Origin of the sequence: Kribbella sp. NPDC056861 (assembly GCF_040687575.1) — a bacterium.
In the GTDB taxonomy this organism is placed as follows: Bacteria; Actinomycetota; Actinomycetes; order Propionibacteriales; family Kribbellaceae; genus Kribbella.
The window spans coordinates 1,129,547-1,144,707 of sequence record NZ_JBFBNQ010000003.1 but is presented as its reverse complement, the minus strand read 5'-3'; the positions used below and the strand labels follow the sequence as shown (position 1 = coordinate 1,144,707).

Here is a 15,161-nt window from a genome sequence, read left to right as displayed (position 1 = left end):
CCTGTGTGACCGTGCCTACTGCGAATCCCCGTCCTGACAGTGAGATCGAGCGCGTCCTGGTCGTCGTCGCCCATCCGGACGACGTCGACTTCGGCGCGGCCGGGACGATCGCGCTGTGGACCAAGGCGGGCATCGAGGTCAGCTACTGCATCGTGACCGACGGCCAGGCCGGCGGCTTCGAAGCCGACCGCGATCGGGCCGAGATGCCCGCCGTCCGCCGGGCCGAGCAGACCGCGGCCGCCGCGCAGGTCGGCGTGACCGACCTGCACTTCCTCGGCTACCAGGACGGCGCGCTGGAGCCGACACACGATGTCGTCCGGGCCATCTCCGAGGTGATCCGCAAGGTCCGCCCGCAGCGTCTGGTCGGTCAGTCGCCGGAACGCAACTGGCTGCGCCTGCCCGCCTCGCACCCGGACCACCTGGCGGCCGGCGAGGCCACCGTCCGCGCCTTCTTCCCCGCGGCCGGCAACCCCTTCGCGTACGACGACCTGACGGAAGAAGCCTGGACCGCCGGCGAGCTCTGGCTGATCCAGCACCCCGAGGCCAACCACTACGTCGACATCACCGACACCTTCGAGCAGAAGCTGGCCGCCGTGATGTCCCACACCAGCCAGCACGCCGACCCCGCGTCACTCACCGGCCGCCTCCGCACTGTCTTCGGCCAAGCCGCCGTCACGGCCGGCTACCCCGAGGGCCACTACGCCGAGTCCTTCACCGTTATCCGTCTGGGCGGTTGACGGAACCGCAATCTGGCGATCATCTGCTGTCCTGGTCGGCCCACATAGTGTGTTCAGGTCTGTCACCGACCGATCACGGAGCGTGGGATCTTGATCAAGACTGTTGCGGCACTCACGGGATGCGCGGCTGTGGTGGTGGCCGGGGCGGCGCTCGGGGTGCCTGGGAAGGTGCTGACGGCCTTGCCGGGATCGGTGTCACCAGTGGTCGGCACCGGGGCCCGGGTCGGCGCAGTGAGTGGGTCGCAGCAGTTGACTGTCCAGGTGTGGTTGAAGCCGGATCTGGAGGGGGCTGCGCGGTTTGCTGGTGCTGTCTCGACGCCTGGTAGTCGTGAGTTCCAGCAGTACTTGAGTCCTGAGGCCTATACGGCTCGGTTCGGTCCTACTGTCGCGCAGGCGCAGCAGGTGTCCCGGTGGCTGAGCGAGAGCGGGTTGAGCGACGTACAGGTGAGTAGTGGGCGTGACTACGTGTCGGCGTCCGGGCCTGTGTCGAGAGTGCAGTCGGTGCTCGGGGTGGAGGTCGCGCAGTACCGGGTGGTGGGGCAGTCTGCTGTTGTCCAGACCAATGACCGGCCGGTGTCGGTGCCTGCCTCGCTTGCGCCGGGCATCCTCGGGGTGACCGGACTGAGCAACTTCCGGGCGGCAGGGGCGCGGGCGGCAGCAGTGGCGGCCCGGCAACCAACCTGCTCGCGGTACTGGGCCGAGCACGTGCGGACGTTCGCACCGGCGTACCGGGGGTTGACCAAGGGGTCCCTGCCGATCTGTGGGTACTCCGCACGGCAGTTGCGCGCCGCCTACGGCGTGACCGGGGCATTCACCGGCAGAGGGCAGACCGTTGCCCTGACTGAGAGCGCTGCCCCGACCGCGATGTTCCAGACGCTGCGGGAGTATGCGAGGCGAAATCAGCTGCAGGCGCCGAAACCCACGCAGTACAAGGAGATCCAGGTCGGTGGCGGGGGCGAGTGCGGGCTGAGCTCGCGGAGCGCCGAGATGTACAACAACGAAGCGGAGATGGATTCGCAGGCTGTCTACGCGATGGCGCCGCACGCCAACCAGTTGATGGTCGTCGGCACCGGCTGCGACGAGGACCAGGCGCTGCTCAACGCTGTGCTCGCCGTACTGACCGGTGACGGTCACCGGCCGAGCGCCTCCATCGTGTCCAACTCCTGGCAGATCCCCCTCGGCCTGGTGCCGCCCAAGACCGTGCACGCGATCGCCGTCCGGGCAGCCGCCGAGGGCGTCGGCCTGTACTTCGCCTCCGGTGACACCCCGGGCCTGACGACCACTGCCGCGGATCCGTTCGTGACAGCGGTCGGCGGTACGACGCTGGGCCTCGCTGCGAACGGCCGCCGGGTGTTCGAGACCGGCTGGTCGAACGGCGGCGCCATGCTCGACGACGGCCGGTGGAGCGACCTGGGCGTCACCGGCGCCGGTGGTGGAACCAGCCTCGACCACCCGCAACCCGCGTACCAGAAGGGCGTCGTACCAGCCTCGATGTCCCACGTGCGGATCGGCGGCCGTACTGCGGTCACCCGGGCAGTCCCCGACATCTCTGCCGTCGGCGACATCGGCACCGGCATGCTGACCGCCTACACCACCGACACCGGCCACTACCAGGAGCAGGTCAACGCCGGTACCAGCCTGTCCACCCCACTCATCGCCGGCCTGGTCGCCAATGCCCAGCAAGGCCGACGGGCGACCTACGGCTTCATCAACCCGCTCCTCTACCGCCTCTACGGCACTCGGGCCTTCCTCGACGTCCTCCCGGTCACCAAGTCCATGCCCCAGCAGAACCGGGCCACCTACACCCCGGCTACCAGCACGGACAGCGCCGCCCTCGAGGTCTTCGACTCCCAGGACCCCAGCTCTACCGACCAGGTCACCGCCAAGGGCTACGACACCACCACCGGCGTCGGCACGCCCAACGGCCTGGCGTTCGTCCTCGGCCTCCGCTACGGCGTCGGTACCCAAGCGCAGGTGTGGTTGGCCGGCAGCTCGCCGGTCAGCCAGAAGCGCTCGGCCCGGGTGTCGATACATGGGTCGGGGTTCGACAGGTACGACGCATGGTCACCCCCGGCTTGGATCAGCAACCGGGAGCCGGTCAGCGCGTCGTGCATCCGTCGAGCTCCGGCCAGCGGCGTCGCACCGTCGTACTCGGGCTCGATCAGCAGCATCGGTGGCACCTTGACCGAGCCGATCCGCTGCGCCGGTACCGGCATGACCGGCCAGAAGGCGCACGGGGCGACGAACCAGGTGTTGCCCCAAGCGACCAGCGGCGCCTTCGCATTGGCCAGCAGGGTGTCGCGGTGCCAAACCCGCCAGTCCCTCGGCCAGCCGACGTCCATGCAGTTGTAGGCGAGGTTGCCCGGGTCGACCGGTACTGCGGTGGCCTCGTTCACGGCGAGCAGCATCGGGTCACCGTCACCGCGACGGTACTGCGCCATCGCGGCCACGAAGTCCGGCCAGCTGTCCGCGGAGTACGTCGGACCGATGATCGCCTCGCCCAGTTCCGCGGCGCCGGCCACGCCGCCGATCGGGTGCGCCTTGGCCTTCTTCAGCAGGTCCTTCCAGACTGCCTCGACCGCGATCCGGGTCCTGCCGAGGTGATAGGTGTTGTCCCGCGCCGCGGCCCAGCTGAACATCTGGTCGATTCGCTGCTGCAGCGCCAGGTCCTGCGTGAAGTTGGCGCGATAGGTGGTCAGCGCCGGGTCCATCACGCTGTTCAGCACGAACCGGCCCACGTGCGCCGGGAACAGCGTCGCGTACGTCGCGCCGAGCAGCGTGCCGTAGGAGTAGCCGAGGTAGTCGATCTTGTCGCGGCCCAGCGCGATCCGGATCCGGTCGAGGTCACGGGCGGCGTTCTCGGTGGTGATGTGTGGCAGCAGCTCCTTCGAGTGGGCGCCACACGCCAGGGCTATCTGCCGGGCCTGCTGCACCCGCTGGTTCTCCTGTACGGCATTCTCCGGCCGGGCGGGCGGCGCAGGGTGCTTGGCGAACTTGCTGGTGTCGCCGCAGTTGACCGGAGTACTGGCGCCGATGCCGCGCGGATCGAAGCCGAAGACGGCGAACTTCTTCGCCATCGCCGGTGGCAGGCCTTCGTAGATGGAGCTCTCCATCCCGAGGCCGGGTGCGCCGGGGCCACCGGGGTTGACCAGCATAAAGCGCTCGGCATTCAGGTTGCCGTCGACGGAGATCGTGAGGGTGATCTGGCGGCCCTGCGGCTTCGCGTAGTCGAGCGGCACCTTGAGGGTCGCGCAGCTGGCCGCCGCGGAGGTGGCGGCGTCGTCCGGGCAGGTGCCGAACTTCAGCGCCGGCTTGGCTGCCGCGACCGGGGTGATCGAAACGCTTGAGGCGGTCGCGGCGAGGAGTAGCAACGCCGCCGTCGTGCTGCTGAGCTTCCGCATCCGAAAAAGGTAGCCATCGGCAACGAACACGGGGTGTCGGCCGGTCCTCGGTTCTGTCTCAACCGCAAAAGCAGTTGCCGTCCGCCGAGGTGGGCGGGAGGCTGCGGGGGTGACTCTTTCTCATCGGGTGGTTGGTTCCGGGCCGGCGGTCGTGCTGGTTCATGCCGGGGTGTGCGATGCGCGGATGTGGGCGCGCCAGGTCGAGGACCTGCGGGTCGATCATCGGGTGATCACGCTGGACCTGCGCGGGTTCGGCGAGACGCCGTTGACGGCGGGAGCGAAGTACTCCGATGCCGGGGACGTGCTGGAGCTGCTCGACGAGCTGGGCGTGGAGACGGCGAAGGTGGTCGGGTCGTCGTACGGGGGTTATGTGGTGTTGCAGGCGGCCAGCCGGCAGCCGGAGCGGTTCAGCCGGCTGGTGCTGATGTCGCCGCCGGCCGACGACGTCGTACCGACTGATGACTTCCGGGCCTTCGCGGCTGAGGAGAACGAACTGCTGGCGGCCGGGGACATCGACGGGGCCGCCGAACTCAACGTGCGGACGTCGGTCGGGCCGGAGGGCGATGACGAGGCGCGTGAGCTGGTGCGGGTGATGCAGAAGCACGCCTTCGAAGTACAGCTGGCTGCTGGTGACGTCGACAACGACGAGTGGGAGGTCGGCGGGATCACCGCGCCGATCAAGCTCTTCACCGGTGCGCACGAACTGCGCTTCTTCGCCGCCTGCGTGAAGCATTTGAGCGAGCTCCTGCCCGAAGTCGAGCACACCGAGCTCCCCTGGGCCGGCCACCTGCCGTCGCTCGAGCGTCCGGCCGAGATGACCGCGCTGATCCGCGCCGCGCTGACCTGAAACGAAACGGCCGGAGCCCCTCGTGACGAGGTACTCCGGCCGTTCGGGTCGAGCGATGAATCAGTCGGCGAGAGCGCCCATCGGGTCCCAGGCGGGCAGCACGATCGGGGCCTCGTCGAAGCGGGCCTGCAGCTCGGCCGGCAGCGACGACTTGCGGACGGCGATCTCGAAGACGTGCTCGGCGTACCAGGAGTCGTTCATCGTCCAGAAGCCGTTGTCGGCCTTCTCGTCGCCCCAGCTGTTCTCGACCCGCCAGCGGCGCGGCTTGCCGTCGACCAGGTCGACCCCGGTGAACAGCATCGCGTGCGTCATCAGCGTCTCGTGGTGCAGCAGCCGCTCGGCCTTGTCCAGGCTGAACTCGGCGTCGTAGACGGCGCCGAAGTCGTACAGGTTGGCGTCCCAGTAGCCGAGGTCGGCCGACATCTGCTTGCCGACGTCACAGCCGAACCAGACCGGCTCGCCGCCGACGATGGCGTCCTGGGTGAGCTGCTTCATCAGGTCGATCTCGACGTTCAGGTAGACCACCGGCGGGGCGTCGATGACGTTGCCCAGGTAGTCGACGGTGAAGGTCTTGCCGGTCGGACTGGACTCGCGCGGGTCGTGCACGATGCAGACGTACTCGTCGACCGGCAGCGTCACGTACGCCGCGGCGAACTCGGCCGGGGTGGTCCAGCCGTCGCGGTGGAAGCCCTTGTCGTTGTCCTTCCACTGCCACAGGAACTTCTGCGGCGGCGTCCCGAGGTGGATGCTCAGCACCCGGTGGATGGTGGTCAGCAACTCCTGCTTGTGCGCCCGCTGCGCCTCCTGGCCGGCGCCGGCCAGCTTGCGCAGGTCACGCGCGCCCTGCCGGAGCAGCTTGCGCAGCGAGTCGTTCAGCTGCGCGGTGGCCGACGAGCTCTCGGTCTCCGGCATCGCCGACTTCGGCACCAGGCCGTGCTTGCGCACCAGCGCGACGAACATGTTCCACTGGCCGCCGTCGCCGATCGGGTCGGAGAGCAGGTGCGCCACCGTCCGGTCGTCGACATCGCGGTCGGCGGTCTCGATCATCGCCTCGAGGAAGAAGTTGGACCGCTCGAACTTGTCCCAGAACAGCAGGTAGTTCTGGGAGAACTCGAAGTCCTTGACGCCGAGCTTCTCGGCGGCGCCGGCCCGGAACAGGTTCAGCCCGGCGAACAGCCAGCACCGCCCGCTCTTCTTCTGGTTCGTCACCTTCCAGTCGTCCAGCAGGTTCGACACGGAATGGTCGATCGAGGTGACGATCTGGCGATCCAGGGCGATCTTGGCGATCGGTGTCTCCGTGACGGCGTTCTGCATCACCCGGTACTGCGGGTTCGACGCGAACTCCTTCTCGAAGAGCCCGAGTTGTTCGGCTGTGAGATTCCGCTCCATGAGAGTCGACGGTATAACAGCGGCAAAGCCCGCAGCGCCCCTGACGGGGTGGCGAATATGTGACCTGTCCATAACCCGCCACCCTTCCCGTTCCCCTCAGCTCACTCGATCAGCCCCAACTGGTACGCCCGAACCAGCTGCCGCGGCACCCGCAACTGCTTCCCGCCGACCGTGATCGGCACCAGCTGCACCGGCGTCGCCTTCCACTGCGCCCGCCGGCTCCGCGTGTTCGACCGCGACATCTTCCGCTTCGGTACCGCCATGACACCCATCTCCTCTGCTCGGCTGAACACCCGCTATGCTAATTGAAAACGATTATCAACAGCAAGAAGGGTCCCCCGATGGCGCGACGCGACAAACCCACCACCGGCCGCAAGCCGAAGCAGAACCCGCTGCACAAGGTCGACACCGTCGACTACAAGGACACCGCGCTGCTGCGCAAGTTCATCTCCGACCGCGGCAAGATCCGCTCCCGCCGAGTCACCGGCCTGACCGTCCAGCAACAGAAAAAGATCTCCCGGGCGATCAAGAACGCCCGGGAGATGGCCTTGCTGCCGTACGGCTCCAGTACTCGTACAGGAGCCTGAAGTTCAGACCAAGCGGCGGTCGGTGGCCCAGCGGGTTAGTTCGTGGCGGTTGGAGAGCTGGAGCTTGCGGAGTACGGACGACACGTGGGTTTCGACGGTTTTCACCGAGATGAACAGCTCGCGGGCTACTTCCTTGTACGCGTAGCCGCGGGCGATCAGCCGTAGTACCTCGCGTTCGCGCTGGGAGAGCCGGTCGAGGTCCTCGTCGACCGAGGCGATGTCGATCGCGCCGGAGAAGGCGTCCAGGACGAAGCCCGCCAGCCGCGGGGAGAAGACGGCGTCGCCGTCGGCGACGCGGCCGATCGCGTCGACCAACTCGGTGCCGCTGATGTTCTTGGTGACGTAGCCGCGGGCGCCGGCCCGGATCACGCCGATCACGTCCTCGGCGGCGTCGGAGACCGAGAGCGCCAGGAACTTGATCTCCGGGTGCCGTACGTGCACCTGCTTCATCACCTCGATGCCGCCGCCGCCGGGCAGGTGCACGTCGAGCAGCACGACGTCCGGTTCGGTGCCGGCGATCGCCTTCACCGCGGACTCCACGTCCGCGCCCTCGCCGACGATCTCGACCGAGGCGCCGATCTCACTGCGGACGCCGGCCCGGAACATGTCGTGGTCATCGATTACGACCACTCGCCGCTGTGTCATCTGTCCATCTCCAGTCGCACTTCGGTGCCTGTCTCCGGGCTCGACCGCACTGTTGCGCGGCCGCCGTGCCGTTCCATCCTGCCCATCACGCTGTGCCGCAGACCCAGCCGGTCCTCCGGCACCCCGTCGGTGTCGAAGCCCTTGCCGCGGTCCCGGACGAACATCTCGGCCCGGTCCCCGTCCACCTCGACGAACACGTCGATCTTGTCAGCTCCGGAGTGCTTGGCGGCGTTCACCATCGACTCGCGCGCCGCCCGGACCATCGCCGACAGCCCCTCGGTCAGGTCGCAGTCGCCGACGGTCACCACCTCCACCGGTACGCCGTGGGAGTCCTCCACCTCGGCAGCAGCCCGCTTGGCCGCGCCCGACAGCGTCTGGTCGGTGGTGTCGTCCTCGTCGTACAGCCAGGACCGCAGGTCGCGCTCCTGAGCCCGGGCCAGCCGTACTACGGCCCGCGGGTCGTTCGCCTGCTTCTGGATCAGCGCCAGTGTCTGCAGCACCGAGTCATGCAGGTGCGCCGCCATGTCGGCGCGCTCCTGCGACCGGATCCGCTCGCCACGCTCGTTGTTGAGGTCCCGGCTGAGCCGGTGCACCCACGGCCCAGCGATGACGCCGATGCCGACCACTGCCAGCAGCAGCGCGATCAGTACGTCGCCAGCCATCGACAGCTGACCGTTCTGCACCAGGAACACCGTGATCGCGGTCCCGATCAGCACCAGCCCGACCACTACCCGGATGACCGACTTCCAGGCGCCCTGGCCGAACAGCGAGCCGAGTGTCGGCGTCTTGCCGATCCACGCGTTGCGCTGCCCCTCGTCGGCCTGCCGCCAGATCAGTGCCAGTCCGGTCCCGGCGAACACCAGCGGCCAGAACATCTTCCCGGCGATCCCGAGGCCCGCCACGTTGAGCAGCAGGAGCACACCGACCGCCACCACGGCGAGCGCGGTCAGCTGACCGCGGCTCTTCTCCTTACGGCGCTGCTTGTGCTCCGACGCGATCGGCGGCACCGGGGTCTCCGGCCGCATCCCGTTCCTGGTCGCCGCGGCGAGGCCAGGCGCGTTCGGGCCGGTCGGCACCTCTTGCGGCATCAGGAACCACAGCGCCGCATAGATCAGTACGCCGAAGCCGCCGAAGACCGTAGTACCGATGAACACCAGCCGGACGAGGGTGTCGGACACATTGAGGTGGTCGGCGATTCCGCCCGCGACACCACTCAGCACCCGGCCGTCAGCGCGCCGGTAGGCGCGGCGTACCGGCGGAGGCTCAGGCGGCGGCTGCGGCCCGGGCGCTCCGTACTGCGCTCCCTGGCCGTACTGCGGACCTTGGCCGTACTGCGGTCCCTGGGCATACGAACTGCCGACCGGACCCCCTGGCGTCGGGGACCCGCCCGGAGGCGCGGCAGCAGCTGGTTGTGTCATCACCACGATCGTCACATGCCGGCAGGCCGCGCACCAGCAGGCTTCCCCCCGGCTGACTCCTCAGCGGTCACTCCCCGCACTCAGGGTCGGCCCCAGGGGAAACCCCTAGCCGAGTGTGGCCGACCGGCGACCCGGGGTCCGCAAAGGGGGATCCCCGATGTCGCGGCGGCCCGGGAGCAGTCAGTATCGATGGCATGGAGCAGAACTCGAGCGGGGGCATCGACCGCGACCAGCTGAAGAACGTGCAGAGCTGGCGCCGCAGTCGGTCCGACCGGATGCTCGCCGGAGTCTGCGGCGGCATCGGACGGGCACTGAACGTCGACCCGGTACTGGTGCGGGTGGTGATGGCCGTCCTCATCCTGATGGGGCCCGGCATCATCTTCTACGGCGCCGCCTGGGTGCTGATGCCCGACGAGGGCAGCGACCGCTCCGCCGCGCAGGGCCTGCTCGGTGACCGGGTCCGGCCCGACCACCCGTGGCTGTGGCCGGTAGTGGTCGGGGTCTGCGTGTTCGCCGGCATCGCGATGATGTCGTCCTTCAACTTCGGCAAGCTGGTCCCGGCGCCGCTGGTGGTGCTCGGCCTGGTCTGGTTCTTCGTCTTCCGCCGCAAGAGCCGCAACCCCGGCGGCGGCCACCACGGCCCCGGCCACAGCGGCATCCACGGCAACAGTCACTGGAGCAACCCGAGCATCCAGCAGGCGCAGCGGACCGCCCAGCAGGCTCAGCAGAACGCCCAGCGCACCGTCGATCGGGCCATGCGCAGCGCAGGCTTCACCAGCACCAGTACTCCGCCGGCAGGTCCGCAGTACGGCGCTCCCGCCTCGAGCGGCCCTGCCCCGACCAGCCCTTCCGCACAGCGACCCCAGGACCGCGTCACCGCGCCGGTCCAGCCGGTGTGGACCGAGGACGACCCACTAGGCCTGTACGTCGACGAGCCGCCGACGCGAGGCGCCACGGCCACCCGGCCGCCTGCTGCGCCACCAGTCAAGGGCCTGCGCGGAGTAAAGCCGGCGATCGTCCTGGCCGCCGCCGTCGCGATGTCGATCGCCTGGCTGGCGAGCGGGCAGCTGACGACGATGTTCGTGATCGGCCTGGCCACCCTCGGCCTGGGCATGGTGTTCGGCGGGTTCCTGGGCAAGACGCTCGGCCTGCTGCCGCTCGGCATCCTGCTGGCGTTCGGGATCGCGGCGAGCACGATCTTCCCCGCAGTACCGCGTGACTTCGCGGAGGTGAACTTCGTCGCCACCGACCAGAACACGGTCGACGCGACCAACACGACGTACCGGTTCGACGCCGGGTCGGTGAAGCTCGACCTGACCAAGGCGGTCTTCAAGCCCGGCGCCAAGGTGTTCGTCGAGGGTGGCGCCGGCGAGGTGGTCGTCAAGCTGCCGCCGAACGTCGACGTGACCGGCGATCTGGCCGCCGACACCGGGCAGGTGGACGCGTTCGACAAGACCAGCGGCGGGCATCCGGCGAAGCTGTCGGTGGCCGACCTGGGCAAGGACGGCAAGGTGGGGCCGCAGTCCGTCACCCTGGACCTGCAACTCAAGCTCGGCAGTGTCAGGGTGGTGCGGTGATGAGGAAGATCAAGCCGGACGTGCCGGGCGTGATCGCCGGCACCGTCCTGTCCGGGAGCGCCACGATCTGGTTCCTGACCGACCACGGCGTGGTGGGCACCGACGACCTGGGGGTCTCCGCGGCCCTGCTGCTCGTTGCGGCCGGCATCGTCGGCCTGGCTGCCTCACACCGCGGCTGACTGCTTCCTCACACCCTTCTCCCGGGTACTGGGCTAGTCTTGTTGACCGCTCGATCAACCGGTTCACCGGTTGGCGGAAGGTCTACGGGAGTTCTGATGGTGCGCGGCACCGTGAAGTGGTTCAACGCCGACAAGGGTTACGGCTTCCTCGCCGTCGACGGCCAGGACGACGTCTTCGTCCACTGGAGCAAGATCGTCACCGACGGATACAAGACGCTCGAGGACGGCCAGCCGGTCGAGTTCCAGGTGGTGGACGGACCCAAGGGCCGCGAGGCGGACGCAGTACAGACGCTCTGAACCGGACGCTCTGACGGCCCGGCGCGGAGCGCGGGCACCCGGTAACCTGACCTCTCACCTTGGGAGGGGTTGGCACGTGACCGATGAGCCGGTGCATGTGATCCGCAAGCTCGAGCAGGCGCTGGTCGACGACGACTTCGCCTGGTCGTTGGTGCTGGTCGGCGAGGACCAGACCGACAAGCTGGCGACGCTGACCGGCGATCTGCGCGGCCCGTACTCGAGCACCGGCGACGGCAAGCAGATCACCTCCGGCTTCTCCTACTGGGGCATCGGCCCGACGATCGCCTGGGCGAACGCGACCAACGACCCGTTCTACCTGGTGATGAAGGCCGGCGCGGAGTCGTTCCTGCGGCACTGGCGCCGGGTCCGGCCGCACGTCGACAAGGGCGGTTTCCACTTCGTCAGCCTCGGTGTCGGCACCGGCGTGAAGGACCGCACCATCCTGGCCGACCTCTACCGCTCCAACCCGGACATGTTCTACATCCCGGTCGACATGAGCTCGGAGATGCTCCGGCTGGGCAGCCTGGAGCCGGTCCGCGGGATCGGCTTCCCGACCGCGCAACTGCTGCCGGTGCAGCTCGACTTCTCGATCGCCGACAACATGGAGGAGCTCGGCCAGATGCTGGCCCGGCTGGTCGGCGACGAGCCGATCCTCTACACGCTGACCGGGAACACGCTGGCGAACTTCGAGAGCGATCTCGAGCTGCTGCAGATGATCACCAAGGCGCTGCGTCCGCAGGATCGGCTGCTGCTCGAGGTCGCGACCACCAGCAGCCTCGACCAGGCGGCGGCCGCGGCGGCCGCCGACGAGTACCACCAGACCCGCGCGTTCGCCGAGTTCGTCACCAGTGCCCTGCGCTACAACACGAACCTGGCGATCGACTACGACCGGATCGACTTCCGCGGCGAGGTCGAGACCGACGACGCGCTGCTGGTCAAGATCGTCTGGCAGAACAACTCCGGCGCCCCGATCACGATGGGGCTGCCCGACCACACCGAGGTGGTGCTCGAGCCGGACGACACGATCCTGCTCTACACCACCCGCAAGTTCTCCACCGAGCGGCTGAAGAAGCTGACCACCGAGTGCGGTCTCACTCCGGTCGAGCACGCCCACTCCGGCTTCCGCTACACCCGCCGCCCCAGCCCCTTCGGCCTCGACCTGCTGCTACTCGCCCCCAAGGGCGCCGACACGGTCAACCTCCTCGCCGAGGACATCTGGGCGCAATGACCCAAGCCCCCGGTACGCCGACCGCCGGCCCAGAAGGTGGGGTGCCGGTGGTTCGGCGGGATCGGTGGCGGGTGTTGGCGCGGCTGCGGCTGGTGCTTGCCGCGCTTCGGTCGGCTCGTGGGGATGCGCGGTGGGCGGGGTATCGGCGGACTGCCGTGACCGCCGTCAGCTACGGGTTGCTGGCACTCGCCTTCGTACTGGGGGTGATCTGGTTCTTCTGGCCGGACAACAGCAGGTGGGAGCCGGCGGTCAACTCGCTGACCCTGGTCGCCGGGTTGACCGGCATCTTCGTCGAGCGACTCACGGCAGAGGCAGAGCGACGCACCGGCGTACTGCGTGCCGTCGCCGACGAGCTGCAGGAGAACACCAGACTGCTGTCCGACGAGCGGTTCTCGCCCAAGACCCCGACCCAGCGGCAGGTCTACCCACGCCTGGTCGTCTCGGCGGTCGACCTCGCCCTCGTGTCCGGCGCGCTCAGCCGGAACCGCGACGCCGAGCTGGTCACCCTGCTGCACCGGTGGCGCGACACCGTGCACCTGTTCAACCGCCGCCTCGACCTGACCGAGATCAGCACCTTCTCCAACACCATCACCGCCGCCGAGCTGGCTGCCTTCCATCGCGCGCTGACCCGGGAGAACAGCTACTTCGCCGCTACCCGCGAGACGCTCGAAACGCTGCTCACCCGGCTGCCGAACCGTTGACAGTAACGGCTGGGCCCGAAAGCTTCCGAAATCCCTTGCAGTTAGCGGCAGACTGCGAGACCTTGACCTGACCCGATGAGGCGGTTCTACTTTCGGACAAGACCGTTATTCATTCCCCTGGAGGCATTCCCCCATGCGACCAGCGCGAGTACTCCTGACAACGGCTCTGGCCTTCCTGCTGCTGACTCCACTGAGCGCCGCCGAAGCAGGTCACCCGCCGCCACCACCGGTCGCAGTCTCCCTGGGGATCCCCCTGTCCGACGTGCTCCTGATCGGTGGCACGGTCGCCCCCGGCCCCAACGCCGGCAAAGCAGCCATCTGGAACGTCTCCTCCGGCAAGCCCGGCTACCTGAACGCCATGGACCCCGCCACCGGCGCCAGCCTCGTCTCGGCACCACTCGAAGGCGCCGACTCCGGGTACGCCGTCGCCGCCACTCCCGACGGCACGATCTACGCCGGCACCTACAACAACGGCCACCTCTACCGCTGGCGGCCGGGCAGCGGCAACACCGTCGAGGACCTCGGCCGCCCGATCGCCAGCGAAGGCTTCATCTGGCGCCTGACCTCTGACCCACAGGGCAACATCTACGGCGGCACCTACCCGGGCGGCAAGATCTTCCGGTACGACGCCGCCACCGGCGCGGTCCGCGACTACGGCCAGATCGTCCCCGGCCAGCCCTACCTGAAGAGCATCGACTGGTCCAACGGCAAGGTGTACGCCGGCACCAACCCCGACGCGCACCTCGCCGAGCTCGACCCAGTCTCCGGCGCGGTCACCGAGATCCCTACTCCACCAGGGTTTCCGGACATCAAGAACGTCGCCGTCTACGACCTCAACGCGCGGGTCGGCCGACTCTACGCACGCTTCAGTACGGCGTACCCGGGGCCGACCTTCGTCTGGGACATCGCCACCCGCACCTGGGTCGACGAGATCCCGCTCACCCACGGCCTCGACATCTCGCCGGTCGGCGAGAACGGCGAGCTGTACCTGATCCAGCAGGGCGAGCTGAAGCGGTACGACCCGGCCACCAAGGCCCTGACCGGCACCGGCCTCACCTTCACCGGCCGGATCCAGAACGCCCGCGCGATCGGCTGGGCCGAGCTCGGCCTGCCCGACTACCCGGGCAAGAGCATCGTCGGCACGCTCTGGCGCGGCGAGCTGTTCCGCTACAACCCGCAGACCGGCAAGTCCGAGATCATCCAGTCCGGCGTCCGCCGGGAGCCGATCGAGATCCTGTCGATTGCCGGCGGCAAGCAGCGCGCGTACGCCGGCGGCTTCCTCAACGGCGGCGTCTCGCTGGTCGACACCGCGACCGGAGCGGCGACCTTCAACCGCTTCTCCCAGACCGAGGCGATCCTGGAGGCCTCCGACGGCAAGGTCTGGGTCGGCAACTATCCCGAGGCCAGGGTCTACTCCTACGACCCGACCAAGCCGTGGAGCAGCCCGGAGTACTCCCCCGGACCACCCGGCACCCCGGACAACCCGAAGCTCCAGGTCAACCTCAAGGCCGACCTGCAGATGCGGGCCCGGGCGCTCGTCGAGGTGGACGGCAAGATCGCCATCGGCACCGTTCCCGAAGGCGACCGGCTCGGCGGTGCGCTGGCCATCCACGACCCGAAGACCGGGACCACCCAGACGTTCCGCAACGTCGTCCAGGACCAGAGCGTCTTCGGCCTCGCCGCCGACCACGGCATCGTGTACGGCGGCACCTCGATCACCGGCGGCCTCAGCACCACCCCGCCGACCCGCGCCGAGGGCACCGTCTTCGCCTGGGACGTGCGGCACGCCCGCAAGCTCTGGGAGACGCCGATCACCGGCGAAGGCACGGTCAGCTCGGTCGCGATCGGCCCCGACGGCCTGCTCTGGGGTGTGGCCGGCAAATCGATCTTCGCCGTCGACACCCTCCGCGGCCGGCTCAAGCGCCGCTTCGACGTCGGCACCACGACGGCCGGCGGCGACATCGTCGCGACCCGGGACGCCCTGTACGCCGGGATCGACGGCAACCGGATCTACCGGCTTGACCCGTGGCAGCGCCAGACTCCTCCGGTGTTCATCACCCAGCCGAACCGGCGGCTGGCCGTGCGCGGCAACAACCAGTTGCTGGTCACGAGTGGGGCGCAACTCTTCCGGATCGATCTGCAGCGTTGACAGTGA

The 15,161-nt window shown here is 68.7% G+C and carries 14 protein-coding genes and 1 pseudogene; 10 read left to right on the top strand and 5 right to left on the bottom strand.

From position 1 onward, the window contains the following. The first annotated feature begins 5 nt into the window (after positions 1-5). Both AB0P21_RS19325 and AB0P21_RS19320 read left to right on the top strand, forming a co-directional pair. Positions 6-737 (top strand): PIG-L deacetylase family protein, encoded by a 732-nt coding sequence (locus AB0P21_RS19325; RefSeq protein WP_363698306.1) that lies wholly within the window; start codon positions 6-8, stop codon positions 735-737. A gap of 129 nt (positions 738-866) precedes the next feature. After that, positions 867-2,411 (top strand): annotated as a pseudogene (locus AB0P21_RS19320) (protease pro-enzyme activation domain-containing protein); the annotation flags it as partial. Between the two features lie 275 nt (positions 2,412-2,686). Here AB0P21_RS19320 and AB0P21_RS19315 read toward each other — a convergent pair. Beyond that, positions 2,687-4,138 carry an alpha/beta hydrolase gene (locus AB0P21_RS19315; RefSeq protein WP_363698304.1) on the bottom strand — a complete coding sequence of 484 codons (1,452 nt, stop codon included), beginning with the start codon at positions 4,136-4,138 and terminating at the stop codon, positions 2,687-2,689. Between the two features lie 109 nt (positions 4,139-4,247). Between AB0P21_RS19315 and AB0P21_RS19310 the strand changes: the two genes are divergently transcribed. Next, complete coding sequence (locus tag AB0P21_RS19310) at positions 4,248-4,985, top strand: alpha/beta hydrolase (RefSeq protein WP_363698302.1); 738 nt, start codon at positions 4,248-4,250, stop codon at positions 4,983-4,985. 60 nt (positions 4,986-5,045) lie between these two features. On the opposite strand, the gene AB0P21_RS19305 is transcribed toward AB0P21_RS19310, so the two are convergent. Both AB0P21_RS19305 and rpmF read right to left on the bottom strand, forming a co-directional pair. Beyond that, positions 5,046-6,374 carry a C1 family peptidase gene (locus AB0P21_RS19305; protein WP_363698301.1) on the bottom strand — a complete coding sequence of 443 codons (1,329 nt, stop codon included), beginning with the start codon at positions 6,372-6,374 and terminating at the stop codon, positions 5,046-5,048. 101 nt (positions 6,375-6,475) lie between these two features. Then, positions 6,476-6,637 (bottom strand): 50S ribosomal protein L32, encoded by a 162-nt coding sequence (rpmF, locus tag AB0P21_RS19300; RefSeq protein WP_363698300.1) that lies wholly within the window; start codon positions 6,635-6,637, stop codon positions 6,476-6,478. Positions 6,638-6,715: 78 nt separating this feature from the next. Here rpmF and rpsR point away from each other — a divergent pair, with 78 nt between their 5' ends. Then, complete coding sequence (gene rpsR / locus AB0P21_RS19295) at positions 6,716-6,961, top strand: 30S ribosomal protein S18 (RefSeq protein WP_363698299.1); 246 nt, start codon at positions 6,716-6,718, stop codon at positions 6,959-6,961. Positions 6,962-6,964: 3 nt separating this feature from the next. Here rpsR and AB0P21_RS19290 read toward each other — a convergent pair whose 3' ends face one another. Continuing rightward, a complete protein-coding gene (locus AB0P21_RS19290) occupies positions 6,965-7,606 on the bottom strand; it encodes a response regulator transcription factor (protein WP_363698298.1) in 642 nt (213 codons plus the stop codon). Further along, the gene (locus AB0P21_RS19285; protein ID WP_363698296.1) at positions 7,603-9,024 is read right to left on the bottom strand and encodes a PspC domain-containing protein; all 1,422 of its coding nucleotides are present in this window, start codon (positions 9,022-9,024) and stop codon (positions 7,603-7,605) included. The genes AB0P21_RS19290 and AB0P21_RS19285 overlap by 4 nt, the downstream gene beginning before the upstream one ends. Positions 9,025-9,218: 194 nt before the next feature. On the opposite strand from AB0P21_RS19285, the gene AB0P21_RS19280 reads away from it, so the two are divergent. The 6 genes from AB0P21_RS19280 (at position 9,219) to AB0P21_RS19255 (ending at position 15,155) form a co-directional block, all read left to right on the top strand. Further along, on the top strand, positions 9,219-10,601 hold the full coding sequence (locus AB0P21_RS19280) for a PspC domain-containing protein (RefSeq protein WP_363698295.1): 1,383 nt from the start codon (positions 9,219-9,221) through the stop codon (positions 10,599-10,601). Beyond that, complete coding sequence (locus AB0P21_RS19275; RefSeq protein WP_363698293.1) at positions 10,601-10,780, top strand: hypothetical protein; 180 nt, start codon at positions 10,601-10,603, stop codon at positions 10,778-10,780. Before AB0P21_RS19280 ends, AB0P21_RS19275 begins: the two co-directional genes overlap by 1 nt. 96 nt (positions 10,781-10,876) lie before the next feature. Then, entirely contained in the window at positions 10,877-11,077 is a 201-nt protein-coding gene (locus AB0P21_RS19270) for a cold shock domain-containing protein (protein ID WP_363698292.1), read from the top strand. 76 nt (positions 11,078-11,153) lie between these two features. Further along, the gene (locus tag AB0P21_RS19265) at positions 11,154-12,305 is read left to right on the top strand and encodes an L-histidine N(alpha)-methyltransferase (RefSeq protein WP_363698291.1); all 1,152 of its coding nucleotides are present in this window, start codon (positions 11,154-11,156) and stop codon (positions 12,303-12,305) included. After that, complete coding sequence (locus tag AB0P21_RS19260) at positions 12,302-13,006, top strand: hypothetical protein (RefSeq protein ID WP_363698290.1); 705 nt, start codon at positions 12,302-12,304, stop codon at positions 13,004-13,006. Before AB0P21_RS19265 ends, AB0P21_RS19260 begins: the two co-directional genes overlap by 4 nt. Positions 13,007-13,139: 133 nt before the next feature. Then, positions 13,140-15,155, top strand: a complete 2,016-nt coding sequence (locus AB0P21_RS19255; RefSeq protein ID WP_363698289.1) for a hypothetical protein — start codon at positions 13,140-13,142, stop codon at positions 15,153-15,155. The last annotated feature ends 6 nt before the right edge of the window (positions 15,156-15,161 follow it).

What these genes read in the sequence shown, in the direction of transcription:
- AB0P21_RS19280 (WP_363698295.1), top strand. Translation starts at nt 9,219, where the DNA reads ATGGAGCAGAACTCGAGCGGGGGCATCGACCGCGACCAGCTGAAGAAC.
- AB0P21_RS19275 (WP_363698293.1), top strand. Translation starts at nt 10,601, where the DNA reads ATGAGGAAGATCAAGCCGGACGTGCCGGGCGTGATCGCCGGCACCGTC.
- rpsR (WP_363698299.1), top strand. Translation starts at nt 6,716, where the DNA reads ATGGCGCGACGCGACAAACCCACCACCGGCCGCAAGCCGAAGCAGAAC.
- AB0P21_RS19260 (WP_363698290.1), top strand. Translation starts at nt 12,302, where the DNA reads ATGACCCAAGCCCCCGGTACGCCGACCGCCGGCCCAGAAGGTGGGGTG.
- rpmF (WP_363698300.1), bottom strand. Translation starts at nt 6,637, where the DNA reads ATGGCGGTACCGAAGCGGAAGATGTCGCGGTCGAACACGCGGAGCCGG.
- AB0P21_RS19255 (WP_363698289.1), top strand. Translation starts at nt 13,140, where the DNA reads ATGCGACCAGCGCGAGTACTCCTGACAACGGCTCTGGCCTTCCTGCTG.
- AB0P21_RS19270 (WP_363698292.1), top strand. Translation starts at nt 10,877, where the DNA reads ATGGTGCGCGGCACCGTGAAGTGGTTCAACGCCGACAAGGGTTACGGC.
- AB0P21_RS19305 (WP_363698301.1), bottom strand. Translation starts at nt 6,374, where the DNA reads ATGGAGCGGAATCTCACAGCCGAACAACTCGGGCTCTTCGAGAAGGAG.
- AB0P21_RS19315 (WP_363698304.1), bottom strand. Translation starts at nt 4,138, where the DNA reads ATGCGGAAGCTCAGCAGCACGACGGCGGCGTTGCTACTCCTCGCCGCG.
- AB0P21_RS19285 (WP_363698296.1), bottom strand. Translation starts at nt 9,024, where the DNA reads ATGACACAACCAGCTGCTGCCGCGCCTCCGGGCGGGTCCCCGACGCCA.
- AB0P21_RS19290 (WP_363698298.1), bottom strand. Translation starts at nt 7,606, where the DNA reads ATGACACAGCGGCGAGTGGTCGTAATCGATGACCACGACATGTTCCGG.